The organism is Arthrobacter globiformis (assembly GCF_030818015.1).
Classification (GTDB): domain Bacteria; phylum Actinomycetota; class Actinomycetes; order Actinomycetales; family Micrococcaceae; genus Arthrobacter; species Arthrobacter globiformis_C.
In genome coordinates this window covers 3,299,998-3,317,566 of the sequence record NZ_JAUSZX010000001.1, presented here as the reverse complement: position 1 = coordinate 3,317,566, position 17,569 = coordinate 3,299,998, and the positions used below count along the sequence as shown (strand labels likewise).

Genomic DNA, 17,569 nt, shown 5'->3' with positions numbered 1-17,569 from the left:
TCCATCCCTCCGCATAAAGGTAACGTTCCGCCCGTGACTTCCTCAGACAAGAGCCCCTTCTACATCACCACGGCCATCACCTACCCGAACGGCGTGCCGCACATCGGCCACGCGTACGAGTACATCGCCACAGATGCAATGGCCCGGTTCAAGCGGCTCGACGGCTACGACGTGAAGTTCCTGACCGGCACCGACGAGCACGGGCTCAAGATTGCTCAGGCCGCGGAGAAGGAAGGCGTCTCACCCAAGGAACTGGTGGACCGGAACGCGGAAATCTACAAGGCCGCGCACGCCGCCCTCGGCATCACCTACGACCGGTTCATCCGCACCACGGACGCGGACCACTACACCGCCTCGCAGGCCATCTGGAAGAAGATGGAAGCCAACGGAGACATCTACCTGTCCAAGTACGAGGGCTGGTACTCCGTGCGGGACGAGGCCTACTACGGTGAAGATGACACCGTGGTCAAGGAAGACGGTGCTCGGTACACCAAGGAGACCGACACTCCGGTGACCTGGACCGCCGAGGAAAGCTACTTCTTCCGGCTGTCCGCCTACCAGGACAAGCTGCTGGCCCTGTACGAGGCTCAGCCGGAGTTCGGCGCGCCGCAGTCCCGCTTCAACGAGGTCATCAGCTTCGTCAAGCGCGGCCTCGAGGACCTGTCCATCAGCCGCACCACCTTCGACTGGGGCGTACCCGTCCCGGGCGACGAAAAGCACGTCATGTACGTGTGGGTCGACGCGCTGACCAACTACCTCACGGGCGCCGGCTACCCGGACGTCGAATCGGAGTCGTTCAAGAGGTACTGGCCCGCCGATGTCCACATCATCGGCAAGGACATCTCGCGCTTCCACGCCATCTACTGGCCGGCCTTCCTCATGAGCGCTGGCCTTGACCTGCCGAAGCGGGTCATGATCCACGGGTTCCTGCACAACAACGGCGTCAAGATGTCCAAGTCCCTTGGCAACGTCGTTGCCCCTGCTGATTTCGTCGCCCAGTACGGCCTGGACCAGGTCCGCTTCTTCTTCCTGCGCGAGGTTCCGTTCGGCGCCGACGGCAGCTATAACCACGAGGCCATCGTGGGCCGGATGAACTCCGACCTGGCGAACAACTTCGGTAACCTCGCCCAGCGCTCACTGTCCATGGTGGCCAAGAACTGCGAGGGCCGGGTACCCGTGCCGGGCGCGTTCACGGACTCGGACACTGCAATCCTGGCCCAGGCCAACGCGCTCCTGGAGCAGGCACGTGCGGCGTTCGAAAAGCAGGAGTTCAGCCGCGCCCTCGAGGCGATCTGGACGGTGCTGGGGGACACCAACGCGTACTTCGCCGAGCAGGCGCCCTGGGTGCTGCGGAAGACCGACGTCGAGCGCATGCAGACGGTGCTCTATGTCACCCTCGAGGTGCTGCGCATCGTGTCGATCCTCGCCCAGCCGGTCATGCCCACGGCCACCGCCGCCCTGCTCGGGTACCTCGGCCAGCCGGAAGGTGCGCCCCGGGAGTTCTCGGCCATCGCGACGCCGATCGCCGCGGGCACGGAACTGCCTGCCCCCGCACCGGTGTTCCCGAAGTACGAGGAACCCGCGGACGCCTAGGACGCTTCCTCACGTCCTGCAGCTTTTCCCCAAACGCTTCCTCACTTTCTTCAGGAAAGTGAGGAAGCGTTTGCGTTTGGGCGGCGAAAGCTGAGGAGGCGTTGGTTCCAGTGACCGAATAATGAGACGGCTTGACCAGAATGTGGATGGCTTGGCTACCCTAAAAATATGAGCGCATCTACCATCAATCTCGCTGTCATCCCGGGCGACGGCATTGGGCCGGAGGTCACCGCCGAAGCCTTGAAGGTTCTCGAAAAGGTCGTGGCCGCCGAGGGCGTCACCCTTGACCAGACCCACTACGAGCTCGGTGCCCAGCACTGGCTTGAGACCGGCGAGACCCTGCCGGATGCTGTTCTCGAGGACCTGAAGACGCGCGACGCCATCCTCTTCGGCGCCATCGGTGCAGCGCCGGGGGACACCCGCATCCCGTCCGGGCTGATCGAACGCGAACTGCTCCTCAAACTGCGCTTCAGCCTTGACCACTACGTCAACCTGCGCCCCTCCCGGCTGTACGGCACGGTGGGCAGCCCGCTGGCTGAACCGGGCAACATCGATTTCATCGTCGTCCGAGAAGGCACCGAGGGTCCCTACGTGGGCAATGGCGGCACTCTGCGCGGTGGCACGCCGCACGAGGTGGCCACCGAGGTTTCCCTGAACACGGCCCACGGCGTGGAGCGCGTTGTCCGGGATGCCTTCCGCCGGGCCAACGAGCGCCCGCGCAAGAAGCTGACCCTGGTCCATAAGCACAACGTGCTGGTCTTTGCCGGCCACTTGTGGAAGCGCACTGTCGAGGCCGTGGCCAAGGAATTCCCCGAGGTCACCCATGACTACCTGCACATCGATGCCGCGACCATCTTCATGGTCACCGATCCCGCCCGCTTCGATGTCATCGTCACCGACAACCTCTTCGGCGACATCATCACCGACCTTGCTGCCGCCGTTACCGGCGGAATCGGCCTTGCGGCCTCGGGCAACATCAACATGGACCGCACGGCGCCGTCCATGTTTGAACCCGTCCACGGTTCCGCACCCGACATCGCCGGCCAGCAGAAGGCGGACCCGACGGCTGCCATCCTGTCCGCAGCCCTCCTGCTGGACCACCTGGGCTACTCCGGCGCGGCCCGGCGGATCGAGGCCGCGGTGGTGGCCGACGTCGAAAGCCGCAACGGCGAAGTGCGCAGCACAAGCGCCATTGGCGACGCCATTGCGGCGGCCGTTTAGCCTCCGCCAGCAGGCGTAAGCTTGACCTGAATTACCAATCGCTGCCGTGGTCCGATGCTGAACCACGTTCAGATGCCAGGCAGCCGACCGTGGAGGAACCATGACTCAGACTGCCCATGGCGTCGAATTCACCCAGCAGCTCTCGGCCACCCCGAAGTCTGCTGAAGAGCGTGCAGCCATCCTGGCGAACCCAGGCTTTGGCGACCACTTCACCGACCACACTGCGATTGTTGACTACACGGTCGACGCCAGCGGCCAGGGCGGATGGCACGATGCGCGGATCGAGGCCTACGGACCCATCATGCTGGACCCGTCCGCCGCGGTGCTGCACTACGGGCAGGAAATCTTCGAGGGACTGAAGGCCTACCGTCACGCTGACGGTTCCATCTGGAGCTTCCGCCCGGAGGCCAATGCCGCCCGGATGAATAAGTCCGCCCGCCGCCTCGCGCTTCCGGAGATTCCGGCTGAATACTTCCTCGGCGCCATCCGCGAACTCGTGGCGGTGGACAAGGAATGGGTTCCCGCCGGCGACGGCGAGGCCCTGTACCTGCGCCCGTTCATGATCGCCACCGAGGCGTTCCTAGGCGTGCGGGCAGCCCGTGAGGTCTCGTTCCGCGTCATTGCCTCGCCGGCCGGAAACTACTTCGGCGGGGAGCTCAAGCCGATTTCGATCTGGATTTCGCGCGAATATGCCCGGGCCGGCCGGGGCGGCACGGGTGCTGCGAAGTGCGGCGGCAACTACGCTGCCTCACTCATCGCGCAGCAGGAGGCCGAGGCCAACGGCTGCAAGCAGGTGCTGTTCCTGGACCAGTTCAACGACAACGCCGTTGAGGAACTCGGCGGAATGAACGTCTTCTTCGTCATGAAGGACGGCTCGCTGGTCACACCCGCGCTGAGCGGCACCATCCTCGAGGGCGTGACCCGCTCATCGATCATCCAGGTGGCCAAGGACATGGGCCGTGAGGTGACCGAACGGAAGATCACGCTGGACGAATGGCGCGACGGCGTTGCCTCCGGCGACATCACCGAGGTGTTTGCCTGCGGCACCGCTGCAGTCATAACTCCCATCGGTGTCCTGAAGGACGCTACGGAATTCATTGGCTCGGAGGACGCAAAAGCCGGCGAGACCACCATGGCCATCCGCTCGCAGCTGCTCGGCATCCAGACCGGCGCCGTGGAGGACACCCACGGCTGGCTGACCCGGCTCGCCTGAGCCGCTTCGGCCAGATAACCAAAAAAGCGAACGACGGCGGGTGGCCGGCTGGGCTGTTTCGGCAGCTCACCGGCCGCCCGCCGTCGTTCTCCTGCAGTTCTGCTCCCGTTGGTCGCTTGTTCCGGGATGACAGAATGAAACCCGTGAACCAGCACATCACCAGCGCCTTGAACGACAGCAGCCCGCTGACGCGTTTCCGCCTCGCGCCCAACCCGGGGCCGATGAGCCTGGAGGGGACCAACTCCTACATCGTTCGGGAGCCTGGCCACGGGGCGGTGGTGGTGGTTGATCCGGGTCCGTTTGACGAGGCGCACCTTCAGGCGCTGTCGGCCGCCGGACCCGTGGAGCTGATCCTGGTCACGCACCGGCATACGGACCACACCGCTGGTTCGGCCCGCCTCGCCGAAATCACGGGCGCCCCCGTCCGGGCCGCCGCTCCCGAGCATTGCCATGGGGGAGCCGTGTTGCAGCCGGGGGAGACCATCGCCGCCGGCGGCACAGAGATCCGGGTGGTTTCCACCCCCGGGCACACCTCCGACTCCGTCTGCTTCCACCTGCCCCTAGACGGACCCGCCGGCTCTGTGCTGACCGGCGACACCATCCTGGGCCGGGGCACAACTGTGCTTGACCACCCGGACGGCACGCTGGCTGACTACCTCTCCTCCCTCGACCGGTTGGAGCGGCTGGGACCGGCCGCCGTCCTGCCGGCCCACGGCCCCGTCCTGCCGGCGCTCGACGCGGTGGTCCGCGCCTACCGGGACCACCGGCTGGACAGGCTCGCCCAAATCCGGACGGCCCTCGCCGGCCTCGGCCCGGACGCCTCCGTAGGCGAGGTCACCAGCGTTGTTTATGCCGAGGTCGACCCTTCCGTCCGGCGCGCCGCGGAGAATTCCGTGGCGGCACAGCTGGAATACCTGCGCCTCCTAAGGGAAAGGGGCTGAGACTGTAGGCTTGGACCCATGCGTATTGCCCGGTTTGTAGTCGATTCTGATCCCCTTTACGGCGTTGTTGAAGGCCAGCCCGGCAGTGAGGAAATCACTGTCATCAACGGCGATCCGTTCTTCAACGGTGTGGAACGCACGTCTGTGCGGCACAAGCTGGAGGATGTCCGCCTGCTGGCGCCCATCATTCCGCGCAGCAAGGTGATCGGCGTGGGGCGCAACTTTGTGGAGCACGCCCACGAACTCGGCAATGAGGTGCCCCAGCAGCCGCTGCTGTTCCTGAAGCCCAACACCGCCGTCGTGGGTCCGAACGATCCCGTGGTTCTGCCGGAGTTCTCCGAGGAGGTCTCCTTCGAGGCGGAGCTGTGCGTCGTCATTGGCCGCATCTGCAAGGACGTGCCGGAAGAGCGCGCCGACGACGTGATCTTCGGATACACCTGCGGCAACGATCTCACCGCCCGCGACGTGCAAAAGACAGACCTCCAGTGGGCGCGCGCCAAGGGCTTCGATACTTCTGCGCCGCTTGGTCCGTGGATCGAGACCGAACTGGATCCCGAGGACCTGTCCATCAAGGGCCGGCTCAATGGCGAACTTCGCCAGGACGGCAGCACCACCCAGATGATCCGCGGCGTCCGCGAGCTGGTTTCCATCGTCTCCAGCGCTTTCACGCTGCTGCCCGGCGACGTCATCATGACCGGCACGCCGGCCGGCGTCGGCCTCGTCCAGGCCGGCGACCGGTACGAAGTGGAGATCGAGGGCATCGGCCGCCTGTCGAACCCCGTAGTCCGCCGCTAGCCGCGGACGGGGCAGCCCAGTCGGGAACCCGGTCCGCAAGGCGGGGCAATGGCAGGGGTGCCCGGTTGGTAAAGTTGGTACCACTATGACTACCCCCTCCGCCGCTCCTGCTGCCATTCCTGCCGTCACCGCCGAAACGCCGGTCCGCGTCCGCTTCTGCCCGTCACCAACGGGCACCCCGCACGTCGGGCTGATCCGCACGGCGCTGTTCAACTGGGCCTACGCCCGCCACACCGGCGGCAAGATGATCTTCCGCATCGAGGACACGGACTCGGCACGGGACAGCGAGGAAAGCTACCACCAGCTGCTGGATGCCCTGAAGTGGCTCGGCATCGACTGGGACGAGGGCGTGGAGGTGGGCGGCCCCCACGCGCCATACCGCCAGTCGCAGCGCAGCGAGCTGTACCAGGACGTCATCGCCAAGCTCAGGGCAGGCGGCCACATCTATGAGTCCTACTCGACTCCGGACGAGATCGAAGCGCGCCACCGTGCCGCCGGACGGGATCCGAAGCTGGGCTACGACGGCTTTGACCGCGACCTCAGCGACGAACAGGTCGCTGCGTTCAAGGCCGAGGGTCGGGAGGCCGTGCTGCGGCTGCGGATGCCGGACGAGGACATCACCTTCACCGACCTCGTCCGCGGCGAGATTACGTTCAAGGCCGGTTCCGTCCCGGACTTCGCCGTGGTGCGGGCCAACGGGGCTCCTCTCTACACCCTGGTCAACCCGGTGGACGACGCCCTCATGGGCATCACCCACGTTCTCCGCGGTGAGGACCTGCTCAGCTCCACGCCGCGTCAGATCGCCCTCTACCGTGCGCTCTACGCGGTGGGCGTGGCGGAATACATGCCGGAGTTCGGGCACCTGCCCTACGTCATGGGCCAGGGCAACAAGAAGCTTTCCAAGCGCGACCCGGAATCGAGCCTGTTCCTGCACCGGGAGCGCGGCTTCATCCCCGAGGGGCTGCTCAATTACCTTTCCCTGCTCGGCTGGTCCCTGAGCGCCGACGAGGACATCTTCACGGTGGAACAGCTGGTGAAGAACTTCGACATCCACGATGTCCTGGCTAACCCGGCCCGGTTCGACCTCAAGAAGGCCGAAGCGATCAACGGAACACACGTCCGGCTGCTGGACCCTGCGGTCTTCCGCGAGCGGCTGGTCCCGTACCTCCGGCACGCCGGCCTGGTGGGGGAAATCCTCACCGACCGCCAGGAGGAAATCCTGACGGAGTCCGCGCCGCTGGTCCAGGAGCGGATCACCCTCCTCGGCGAAGCCCCGGAGATGCTGGCGTTCCTGTTCAAGTCCGACGACGCGATCGACGTCGCCGCGGACGCCCGCAAGGGCCTGCCGGAGAACGTCACCGAGGTTCTTGACGCAGCACTGGCCGCGCTCGAGCCGATCGAAGACTGGAACGCCGAAAACATCCAGTCCGCGCTGAAGCAGGCGCTGGTGGAGGATCTGGGGATCAAGCCCCGGCTCGCGTTCGGCCCCGTGCGCACCGCGATCTCCGGCCGCCGGATCTCCCCGCCGCTGTTCGAGTCCATGGTGATCCTGGGCAAGGAATCGTCCCTGGCGCGCCTGCGCGCTTTCCGCGGCTGATGTCACACCCCGCAGTGGAAGCCGCCGTCCTGTCCCGTGGCCTCGGGGCGGTAAGCGGTGTCCTGTTCGACATTGACGACACCCTCGTGGACCTTGCCTATGCCATGACCACGGCGCTGCGGGACGCCAGCGAACACCTCCTGCCCGGCCTGGACCAGGCCGGGTGGGAGAAGGTGGGGCGGATCTTCACGCACGAGACAACCCACTACTACGACCGCTACCTCGCCGGCGAGCTGACGTTCAACGAGCAGCGACTGCTCCGGGGCCGCGCAGCCCTGGGCCACTTCGGCGTGGAAATGGGCGAGGGGGAGGAGTCCCACAACTGGCTCAGCACCTACTCGCGGCTGCAGCCCAGCTACGTCAGGGCCTTTGAGGATGTCCTGCCGTTCCTCGATGCCCTGGACCAGGCCGGAATTCCCTATGGGGCCGTGAGTAACAACGTGCACGACTACCAGCGGGTGAAGCTGGACAGCGCCGGCCTGGAACGCATCCGATTCCTCGTGGGCACCGACACTGTCGGTGTCCCCAAGCCGGACCCCGCCATCTACCTCGAAGGCGTTCGTTTGATCGGCAGCACGCCTGCCTCCACGCTCTACATCGGGGACAACCGGCTCCTGGACGCCGAGGGCTCGACGGCGGCAGGACTGTTGGGCGTCTGGCTGAACCGAAGCGGGGAGCAGGCTCCGGGTTTCCAGGGGCAGGAGATCGCTTCCCTGCTGGAACTGCTGGCGCTGCCAGCCGGTTCCAGCTAGCCGGCCGGGTCCGTTGCCTGCGCCCGCTACGGGGTTCTGAACGTGTGGCGCAGGTAACGGCCCGCCGATTTGTGCGGTGCAAAAGTCTCGGGTAGAGTAATTACTCGTGCTGAGGGGCACGGAGCGAAAGAGAGAGACTTTCGACCGGCCCGAAAGTGCCAATGGGATATGGTGTAATTGGCAACACTACGGTTTCTGGTACCGTCATTCTAGGTTCGAGTCCTGGTATCCCAGCTCTGGATTTCTTCGGATTTTCCGCAGATGTTCAGGTGTTGCGAATCGAAATCATCGATTTGGAACAAAGCCAAATGTGTGAAAAACTATCTTGGCTTGATTAGCGGAAACGCTGATCGAAAAGTACACGGCCCCATCGTATAGCGGCCTAGTACGCCGCCCTCTCACGGCGGTAACGCGGGTTCGAATCCCGCTGGGGTCACAAGTAACCGGCTCCGGGCAACAGCCCGGGGCCGGTTTTGTTTTGCCGGAAAATTCGCGGTGCCTGCAAATTCCCCGGGCGAGTGCTGGGTGGGTGGGCCCCCCGGTAATGCACTCATTCGACCGAAATGTGGCCAGAACTGGCATGATGAGGCTGTGACCTCCAACCGGATCCCGCCAGCCAGCGGCCAGGAAATGGGGATGCAGCCTGCCGGCGTGCGCCTCCTGGAGGAGGTCCGCCGCGACTTGGCAGCTGTTTCGCTGCCGCTGGCCCTGCCGACGGCTGATCAGGCGCGGCTTGAGATCCGGAACTCTGTGGCCCAGCTCGATGATTACGTCTTGCCCCGTTACCGCAGCCTTGACGCTCCGCTGCTGGCCGTCGTCGGCGGCTCAACGGGTGCGGGCAAATCGACTCTCGTGAACGCGCTCGTCGGCCATCCGGTCACGCGTGCCGGCGCCATTCGGCCCACCACCCGCCAGCCCATCCTCCTGCACCATCCTTCGGACGCTGACTGGTTCGAGGACCAGCGCGTTCTGCCCGGCCTGAGCCGGATCCGCGGAACCGTCGTCCCGGCCGTAGCCCCGGCCGCCGTTGCGCCTGCGCCCCGCGGTCCGGCCGGAACGTCTACGGCCACCGCGCCCGTCTCGTCATTGGTCCTCGTGGGCGAGCCTGCCGTGCCCGAGGGCATCGCACTGCTTGATGCTCCGGACGTGGACTCCATCTCCGACGAGAACCGCAGGCTCGCCGGGCAGCTGCTGGCGGCAGCGGACCTTTGGATCTTCGTCACCACCGCCAACCGCTACGCTGACGCCGTTCCGTGGAAGCTGCTGCTGAACGCGGCGTCGAGGGACATCATGGTGGCGGTGGTCCTCGACCGCGTGCCGCCGGCCGCCGAAGCGGAGGTCAGCGAGGATCTGCGCAGCATGCTGGCACGGGAAGGCCTTGGTGCCGCCCGCCTTTTCGTCATCCCGGAAGTCCCCCTTGGCCGCTCAGGCATGCTGCCGGCCGAAACTGTGGAACCCCTGAAAGCCTGGCTCCGGGCGTTGGCCGCCGATGCAGCAGCCCGCGCTGACATCGCCAGGCGGACGTTGCACGGTGCGGTGCGGGAACTTGGCCAACGCGTAGGACGCATCGCTGACGCTGCAAAGGAGCAGCACCGCGCGGCCACCCTGCTGGGCGACGACGTACGGGCCGCCTACTGGGATGCGGGCACCCGGATCATCGACGCCACCAAGGACGGTGCCCTTCTGCGAGGCGAGGTCCTGGCCCGCTGGCAGGACTTTGTGGGAACGGGTGAGTTCTTCCGGACCCTGGAACAGAACGTGGGGCGGTTCCGCGACCGGCTTGGGGCATTCTTCCGCGGCGAGCCCGCGCCCGCGGTGAAAGTGGAAACCGCCATTGAAACGGGACTCCAGGCCGTCATCCTGGATGAGGCTGCCAAAGCGGCGGAGGACGCAGACCAGCGCTGGCGATCGGATCCGGCAGGCAGGCAGCTCCTGGGAACAGATGACCTCTCGGGAACGAGCCCCGGATTTGGGGACCTCGTGGCGGCGGAGATACGCGACTGGCAGACGGGCCTCATGGAACTCATCAGGACCGAAGGGCAGGACAAGCGGACCCAGGCACGGTGGCTCTCCTTCGGCATCAACGGCCTCGGCGCCGCCCTGATGATTGTGGTTTTCTCCATGACGGCCGGGCTGACCGGTCTTGAGATCGGCGTCGCCGGAGGGACCGCCGTCGTGGGCCAGAAGCTTCTCGAAGCTGTCTTTGGCGAGGACGCCGTACGCCGGCTCGCCCGTACGGCGCGCGACGACCTGAGCACCAGGTGCCGAAGCCTGCTGGCAGCCGAGCAGGAGCGCTTCCTTGATCGGCTGGCCCCGGAAGCCGGGCAGGCCGCCGTCGGGCTCGCCGAACATGCTCAGGCGCTCACGCGGCTGGCGGACGCCACGTGAACCGCCGGGGGAGGGCGAAGGAAGAGACGCGGCTGCAAGGCCGCCTCGACGCTTTGGGCAGGGCCCGGGAGCTGGCCGAGGGCGTGCTTCCAGACGCTGCCCTGGAGGACGTGCTCGGGGTACTGGAACGTGCCCGGTCACGGCGGGCGCTCTCGGCTGACCACACGGTGGTGGGCTTCTTCGGGGCGACCGGAAGCGGAAAATCCACCCTGTTCAACGCCGTGAACGGCGCCGAAATCGCGACGGCGGCGGCGCGCCGGCCCACTACATCCGAACCCTTGGCGAGTGTCTGGGGAGCCGACGGCAGTGAGCCGCTGCTGGACTGGCTGGATGTCCGCGCCCGCCACCTCGCAGACCCCGTGGACGGGTTCGCCGACGAGGATACCGGGCTGATCCTGCTGGATCTGCCCGACTTCGATTCCACCCGCACCGCGAACCGGGATATCGTGCAGCGGCTGGTGGGGATGGTGGACGTCCTGGTCTGGGTACTGGACCCGCAAAAGTATGCCGACGCCGCCGTCCACAACGGCTTCCTGGCTCCGCTGGCGTCACACGGGGCCGTCACGCTGGTGGTTCTCAACCAGGTGGACAGGCTGCCGGCAGCGGACGTCGAGCCCGTGCTGGAGTCGCTGCGGGGGATCCTGGCCCGCGACGGACTGGGCAGGGTGCAGGTCCTGGCGGCCTCCGCACTGACCGGAGCGGGAGTGGACGGCGTCCGGGCTGCCATCCGCCGCGTGGTTTCGCAGCGGGAGGCGCTGTCGCTGCGGCTGTCCGCGGACGTGACCAAGGCGGCGGCGCAGCTGGAGGAAGCCTCGGGCCGCGGGGAAGCCGCCGGCGTGAAGAGCGGGACCGTAGCGCGGCTTGCCAATGAACTGGCTGCAGCGGCCAACGTGCCCCTGGTGGCCGATGCGGTGTCCGCGTCCTACCGGATCGAGTCCACCCGGCGCACCGGCTGGCCGGTGACGCGGTGGCTGGTCCGCTTGAGGCCCGATCCGCTCCGCCGGCTCAATCTGCGACGCAATGGCAGCGCCGAGGTGAACCGGACGTCGCTGCCGCCGGCGGGCGCCCCGGAGCGTGCGCGGACCGATGCTGCGGTCCGCCAGTTTGCCGACGCCGCCAGTGACGGTGCCCCTGGCCCCTGGCGGGCAGCCATCCGCGCGGCGGCCCGGACGGGAAGGGACCGGTTGCCCGATGCCCTTGACCAAGCAATCGCCGGGGCGGATCTCGGTGCGGGCCGGAAGTCCTGGTGGTGGGGTGCGTTCAACGTGATCCAGTGGCTGGCGCTGCTCGCGGCCGTGGCCGGGCTGGGGTGGCTGGGTGTGCTTGCCGGGCTCGGCTACCTGCAGCTGCCCGTTCCGGAGGTGCCACGGGTGGAAGGCTGGCCGGTTCCCACCCTGCTGATTGCCGGCGGAGCTGCACTGGGGATTCTTCTTGCCGTGACAGCCAAATTCATCTCTGCGGGCGTGGCTCGCCGCCGCGGCGCGAGGGCCAGGAAGCGGCTCAACGCTGCTGTGGCAGAGGTAGCGGGCGGGCTTGTGGTGGAACCGGTGGAGGCGGAGGTCCGCCGGCTGGAGTCGTTCAACGCAGCGCTCCGGGCCGCCGCCAGCTAGTTCCCACACGCGCCGATCCTCATCCCATACCCGGGGCCCCAGGCCCGCGGCCGGTCAGCCGGCCGCCGTCTCCAGGGCTGCCGCTGCGTCCCGGACCTTGATCATGGTGCGGAGGTTTCGGGTGGTGGTGGAGGCCTTGTACTTCGGTTTGGCGGACAGTTTGCTGAACGGGCTCTCGAGTGTACCGCCGGCGGGCGCCAGCCACGCCAGGGCCTCGGGACCCAGCCGCTCCTGCTCCACGCCGTCCAGCGCTTTCCCCGAGGCGGACAGCTCATCCAGTGCAGCCGTGTCCGAGGCCAGGGTGAGATACGTGTGAGTGCTCTTGTCGTCGGCGGGATAGCGGCACGCGGCCACGAGCTCCGATACGCGGTCCGCTGTCAGCACCACCACCCAGGCGTCGTAGCCGAAGGCCTTCCGCAAGGTTGACTCGAATTCCTTCTTGACGGCGGCAGGGTCGAGATCGCTGGCCAGCACCACGTTGCCGCTGGCCAGCAGCGTCTTCACCCCGGTGAACGGTCCCGCCTTTAGGGCTTCCTTGAGGTTCACCATCCTGATGTTGATGCCGCCCACGTTGATGCCGCGGAGGAACACTGCGTAGCTGGTCATGCGCCCAGACTACTGCCCGACTGGCTTGGGCCTGGCTGTTCGGAGTGGCGTGGTTCGCGGACCGGTTGCCGGCAGATTGGTTCCGGCCGATCTGTATCCGGGCAGTGGCGGTGCGGTGGAGTGGTAGGTGTGGCCGGTGGGTGTGGTGATTTCGATGGTGTGCCGCGGTCCCGGTCTGGGTTGGGCTTTCCAGCCGGGGAGTTCTTTGGTGTGGTTGCATGCTTCGCAGAGGCCGGCGCCGTTGGCCAGGGATGTTGGGCCGTTCTCGTGCCAGGGGATGATGTGGTCGTGGTGGCGGATCGGGGCGTCGCAGTAGGGCGTGCGGCAGGTGTCGTCGCGGACCTGGATGAAGCGGTGCAGCTTTGGCGGGAACAGGCGCCGCCGTGAGTCCATGGCCACCAGCTCCCCGGTCTCGGGGGCGGTGTAGAGCCGCCGGACCCAGGTTTTGAGCTCCTCACGTCCGTCACTCTTTACCTGCGTTACCAGGTTGCGGGCAAAGGCAGCGGGGACGATGCCGTAGCCGGTGAGGCGTGCGGGTTCGCTGTCGCCTTGGAGGAGGGTGCGGTCGGTCATGACGAGGTTGATCTCGATGCCGGTAATGCCGCCGGCGGTGCCGGTGGCGCGTTCGACGAGGGTGTCGGCCTTGATCTGGTCCCGGGAACGCGGATCTCCGTCGGACTGAAGGGTATCGGCGTGCCGTGTGAGCGCCGCGTACACGGCGACGCCCTGGTGGGCGGGCAGCAGTGCGGTCAGGTAAGTCATGCAGTCCGGGGCGGGGCGCAGGCTCACCGACCGCTCCGACGCGGCGTGGCTGGCGCGCTGGACGACGGAACGGGGGTCCCTGCGGGTTGCGGCGGCCCGGGTTGCGGCAATGACTGTCCGGGTTCCGGCGCCGTTGAAGGTTCCGGTGTCGGCGGCGAGTTCCTCGTCGACGGCGGTCCTGTCGGCCACGGTCAGGCAGGCTGTTTCTTTCACGACGTACATGGCGCGCTCTTCATTGAGCTGGCCGGTGTCCAGGGCGGCCAGGCTGTGGGGCATTTCCTTGACCAGGGCCTTGGACATGCCGAGCAGCCGGCCGCCGCGGTGCGGGGACTCGCCCCGGGCCAGCGCGATCTGCTCAGCGGCGCCCATGCTGTGTTCCTTGGGGCGTTTCCTGCCCAGATCCTCCGCAGCTAGGGGGTTAGGACTGGCCTGCCCAGGGCCGTCCTGCGCCGCATCATCGACGTGTTCCTGGCGGTGCCGGATCTCGAAGGCAACCGCAAGCCGCGCCTGTTGCCCGGCAGCCCAGCACTTGAAGTCCTCGTAGCCGCGTATCTGGTCGATCAGCCCGGCACTGTCGGCGGTGAGGTCGGCCCGCAAAAGGACAGCTGCTGCCGCGCTCCGGTCTCTGATACTCAGCCAAGGTGTACCAGCGCCGGAGGCACGGCCGCCGTCGAACAGGACATCAGCAAACAGTGCCTCGGGAAACGGGTCCTTCGGGAAGTCATCGTCAGCAATCAGGGCGTCGGCGAAAGGATCCTCAGGAGAAACGTCGTCGGGGTACACGAAGTTGGGGTCATCGTCGTAGGCCAACCCGTGGACCGCAAACTCCGGAACCGCAGCAGACCGCACAACGCCGCCGCGCGGCGCCGCTCCTGTCAGTGCTGAATTCCGGCTGCCTTCCATGAACACAGTCTGCCAATGCCCACTGACATTAACGGGTCGGTCGGGCACCAGATGTGGGCGAGGTCTGAAAGTTTTTTAGATCCATCTCAGAACGAAAACTGGGTAGCAGCAGGGGGCGTTCCCAGCGCTGGGAACGCCCTGATCTGGTACCCACTTGGGCGCCGGGGCCCGTTGACGCGATGCTAGTCGTTATTCTTGCGGAGGGCTTCGGTCAGCACGCGGGCCGCGTTGCAGACAACCTCCGCGTGCAGCCGGCCGGGCTGGCGGGTGAGCCGCTCGATCGGGCCAGAGATGGAGACCGCGGCGATGACGCGACCCGAGGGCCCCCGCACGGGAGCCGAGACTGAGGCGACCCCAGGCTCCCGTTCGCCGAGGCTCTGGCCCCAGCCCCGCCGTCGTACTCCCGCCAGAACGGTGGGCGTGAAGCGCGCGGACTGCAGGCCCTCCAGCAGGCGGTCGTGGTCCTCCCAGGCGAGCAGCACCTGGGCGGCAGAGCCGGCCTTCATGGAGAGCTGGGTTCCCACGGGAATGGTGTCGCGGAGGCCAATGGGACGCTCGGCGGAGGCAACGCAGACCCGCCAGTCGCCCTGGCGGCGGAAGATCTGTGCGCTTTCGCCGGTGGCATCGCGGAGCTGCATGAGAACCGGCCCGGCCGAGGCGATCAGTCTGTCCTCGCCGGCGGCGGACGCCAGCTCAACGAGGCGGCTGCCGAGGACAAAACGGCCCTGGATGTCGCGGCTCACCAGGCGGTGGTGGACCAGCGCCAGCGCCAGCCGGTGCACTGTCGGCCGCGCCAGTCCCGTGGCAGCGACTAGCTGCGCCAGAGTCGTGGGTCCGGCCTCAAGCGCGTCGAGCACCTGTGCTGCTTTATCAATGACACCGACTCCACTAGAATTGTCCATGTACTGATATTGCCGTCTCAATATCTGAGATGCAAATCTTTTGACTGGCTTATTACCGGGGTCTGCTGTTTCAGTGGATCCAACAACAAACAGCATCGAAGGGAGATGGCCATGGCCAAAACATTGGCCGAGAAAGTCTGGGATGCGCACGTGGTGCGCAAAGGCGACGGCGAAGGCGCCAACGCCCAGCCTGACCTTCTGTACATCGACCTGCACCTCGTCCATGAGGTGACCTCCCCGCAGGCATTCGAGGGTCTCCGTCTGGCCGGCCGCAAGCTGCGCCGCCCGGACCTCACGATCGCCACCGAGGACCATAACACCCCGACGCTGGACATCGACAAGCCGATCGCCGACCTTACCAGCCGGACCCAGATCCAGACCCTGCGCAACAACTGCGAGGAGTTCGGCGTCCGCCTGCACCCGCTCGGTGACGCCGAGCAGGGCATCGTGCACGTCGTTGGCCCGCAGCTGGGACTGACCCAGCCCGGAATGACCGTCGTGTGCGGCGACTCGCACACCTCCACCCACGGCGCGTTCGGTGCGCTGGCCATGGGCATCGGCACGTCCGAGGTGGAGCACGTCATGGCCACCCAGACGCTGTCCCTCAAGCCCTTCAAGACCATGGCCATCAACGTCGAGGGCACGCTGCGCCCCGGCGTGACCGCCAAGGACATTATCCTTGCCGTCATCGCCAAGATCGGGACCGGCGGCGGCCAGGGTTACGTCCTGGAGTACCGTGGCTCGGCCATCCGCGCGCTGTCCATGGACGCCCGGATGACCATCTGCAACATGTCCATCGAAGCCGGCGCCCGCGCCGGCATGGTGGCTCCGGACGAGACCACCTACGCCTACATGAACGGCCGGCCGCACGCGCCGCAGGGCGCCGAGTGGGACGCCGCCGTCGAATACTGGAACACGCTGCGAACCGACGACGACGCCCTGTTCGACGCCCAGGTCGACCTGGACGCCAACACCTTGGAGCCGTTTGTCACGTGGGGCACCAACCCGGGCCAGGGCGTCTCGCTGTCGGCCAAGGTGCCGTCCCCGGAGGACTTCGGCGACGAGAACGCCAAGGCGGCGGCGGAACGCGCCCTGCAGTACATGGGCCTGGAAGCCGGAACGCCCATGAAGGAGATCCGGGTGGACACCGTCTTCCTGGGCTCCTGCACCAACTCGCGCATCGAGGACCTGCGTGCCGCGGCGGACATCATCCGCGGCCGGGAGAAGGACCCGAAGGTCCGGATGCTGGTGGTTCCCGGCTCGGCCCGGGTGCGCCTCGAGGCCGAGGCTGAGGGCCTGGACAGGGTCTTCAAGGACTTTGGTGCTGAATGGCGCTTCGCCGGCTGCTCAATGTGCCTGGGCATGAACCCGGACCAGCTGGAGCCGGGGGAGCGGTGCGCCTCCACCTCCAACCGCAACTTCGAAGGCCGGCAGGGCAAGGGTGGCCGCACGCACCTCGTTTCTCCGGTAGTTGCAGCCGCCACGGCCGTCCGCGGAACGCTGAGTTCGCCGTCGGACCTCGACCCGGCACCGGAATCCGCAGCCCTCACCACCGACGCCGCCTAGGAAGACGCCATGGAAAAGTTCACCACCCACACCGGCATTGGCGTTCCGCTGCGCCAGAGCAACGTTGATACGGACCAGATCATCCCGGCCGTGTACCTCAAGCGCATCACCCGCACCGGCTTTGAAGACGCGCTGTTCTCGGCGTGGCGCAAGGACCCTTCCTTCATCCTGAACCAGGAGCCGTTCAACGCCGGGTCCGTGCTGGTGGCCGGCCCGGACTTCGGCACCGGTTCGTCCCGTGAGCACGCCGTCTGGGCGCTCAAGGACTACGGCTTCCGCGCCGTGCTTTCCTCCCGGTTCGCCGACATCTTCCGCGGCAACTCGGGCAAGCAGGGACTCCTTGCCGCCCAGGTTGCCCAGGATGACATCGAGCTCATCTGGAAGACGCTGGAGAACGCGCCCGGGACCGAGGTGACCGTTGACCTCGCCTCCAAGACCGTGACCTGCGGCAACGTGGTTGCGCCGTTCGAGATCGACGACTACACACGCTGGCGCCTGCTCGAGGGCCTCGACGACATCGGGCTGACCCTGCAGCACGAGGAGGACATCACGGCGTACGAAGCCACGCGGCCGTCCTTCAAACCGCTCACGCTGCCGGCCAGGACCTCCTGACCGGGCAACCAAAAGCTTCGCCAGAAGGGCCCGCCGTGCACAGCCGCGGCGGGCCTTTCCATTGCCCCCGGTCCGGCAGCCGGACCCCACACGCCCGCGTCAGTATTT

General features: G+C 66.8%; 14 protein-coding genes and 2 tRNA genes. 13 read left to right on the top strand and 3 right to left on the bottom strand.

Features of this window, described 5'->3' with window-relative positions:
* Positions 1-33: 33 nt before the first annotated feature.
* The 11 genes from metG to QFZ23_RS15495 all read left to right on the top strand — a co-directional run bounded on the left by metG (position 34) and on the right by QFZ23_RS15495 (position 12,110).
* Positions 34-1,593 (top strand): methionine--tRNA ligase, encoded by a 1,560-nt coding sequence (metG, locus tag QFZ23_RS15545; RefSeq protein WP_306924241.1) that lies wholly within the window; start codon positions 34-36, stop codon positions 1,591-1,593.
* Between the two features lie 168 nt (positions 1,594-1,761).
* On the top strand, positions 1,762-2,814 hold the full coding sequence (locus QFZ23_RS15540) for a 3-isopropylmalate dehydrogenase (protein WP_306924240.1): 1,053 nt from the start codon (positions 1,762-1,764) through the stop codon (positions 2,812-2,814).
* Positions 2,815-2,914: 100 nt separating this feature from the next.
* Positions 2,915-4,027, top strand: a complete 1,113-nt coding sequence (locus QFZ23_RS15535) for a branched-chain amino acid aminotransferase (RefSeq protein WP_306924238.1) — start codon at positions 2,915-2,917, stop codon at positions 4,025-4,027.
* Between the two features lie 143 nt (positions 4,028-4,170).
* The gene (locus QFZ23_RS15530) at positions 4,171-4,968 is read left to right on the top strand and encodes an MBL fold metallo-hydrolase (protein WP_306924236.1); all 798 of its coding nucleotides are present in this window, start codon (positions 4,171-4,173) and stop codon (positions 4,966-4,968) included.
* A gap of 18 nt (positions 4,969-4,986) precedes the next feature.
* On the top strand, positions 4,987-5,763 hold the full coding sequence (locus QFZ23_RS15525; RefSeq protein WP_306924234.1) for a fumarylacetoacetate hydrolase family protein: 777 nt from the start codon (positions 4,987-4,989) through the stop codon (positions 5,761-5,763).
* An 85-nt stretch (positions 5,764-5,848) separates the two neighbouring features.
* Positions 5,849-7,360, top strand: coding sequence for a glutamate--tRNA ligase (gltX, locus tag QFZ23_RS15520; protein WP_306924232.1), 1,512 nt, complete (start codon positions 5,849-5,851; stop codon positions 7,358-7,360).
* Positions 7,360-8,112: an HAD family hydrolase gene (locus QFZ23_RS15515; RefSeq protein WP_306924230.1), complete on the top strand. Its 753-nt coding sequence runs from the start codon at positions 7,360-7,362 to the stop codon at positions 8,110-8,112. Before gltX ends, QFZ23_RS15515 begins: the two co-directional genes overlap by 1 nt.
* A gap of 162 nt (positions 8,113-8,274) precedes the next feature.
* A tRNA-Gln gene (locus tag QFZ23_RS15510) sits at positions 8,275-8,346 on the top strand.
* Positions 8,347-8,475: 129 nt separating this feature from the next.
* Positions 8,476-8,548 (top strand) — tRNA-Glu (locus QFZ23_RS15505).
* 194 nt (positions 8,549-8,742) lie between these two features.
* Positions 8,743-10,500: a dynamin family protein gene (locus QFZ23_RS15500; protein WP_306926883.1), complete on the top strand. Its 1,758-nt coding sequence runs from the start codon at positions 8,743-8,745 to the stop codon at positions 10,498-10,500.
* On the top strand, positions 10,497-12,110 hold the full coding sequence (locus QFZ23_RS15495) for a GTPase (RefSeq protein WP_306924228.1): 1,614 nt from the start codon (positions 10,497-10,499) through the stop codon (positions 12,108-12,110). Before QFZ23_RS15500 ends, QFZ23_RS15495 begins: the two co-directional genes overlap by 4 nt.
* Positions 12,111-12,164: 54 nt before the next feature.
* Here the strand turns inward: QFZ23_RS15495 and QFZ23_RS15490 are convergent, their stop codons facing one another.
* The 3 genes from QFZ23_RS15490 to QFZ23_RS15480 all read right to left on the bottom strand — a co-directional run bounded on the left by QFZ23_RS15490 (position 12,165) and on the right by QFZ23_RS15480 (position 15,283).
* Positions 12,165-12,716, bottom strand: coding sequence for a DUF1697 domain-containing protein (locus tag QFZ23_RS15490; RefSeq protein WP_306924225.1), 552 nt, complete (start codon positions 12,714-12,716; stop codon positions 12,165-12,167).
* 9 nt (positions 12,717-12,725) lie between these two features.
* Entirely contained in the window at positions 12,726-14,381 is a 1,656-nt protein-coding gene (locus QFZ23_RS15485) for an HNH endonuclease (protein ID WP_306924224.1), read from the bottom strand.
* Between the two features lie 182 nt (positions 14,382-14,563).
* Positions 14,564-15,283: an IclR family transcriptional regulator gene (locus tag QFZ23_RS15480; RefSeq protein ID WP_043420062.1), complete on the bottom strand. Its 720-nt coding sequence runs from the start codon at positions 15,281-15,283 to the stop codon at positions 14,564-14,566.
* A 111-nt stretch (positions 15,284-15,394) separates the two neighbouring features.
* Here QFZ23_RS15480 and leuC point away from each other — a divergent pair, with 111 nt between their 5' ends.
* A complete protein-coding gene (gene leuC / locus QFZ23_RS15475) occupies positions 15,395-16,849 on the top strand; it encodes a 3-isopropylmalate dehydratase large subunit (protein ID WP_306924222.1) in 1,455 nt (484 codons plus the stop codon).
* A gap of 9 nt (positions 16,850-16,858) precedes the next feature.
* Complete coding sequence (gene leuD / locus QFZ23_RS15470) at positions 16,859-17,461, top strand: 3-isopropylmalate dehydratase small subunit (RefSeq protein WP_003806025.1); 603 nt, start codon at positions 16,859-16,861, stop codon at positions 17,459-17,461.
* Positions 17,462-17,569: the final 108 nt, after the last annotated feature.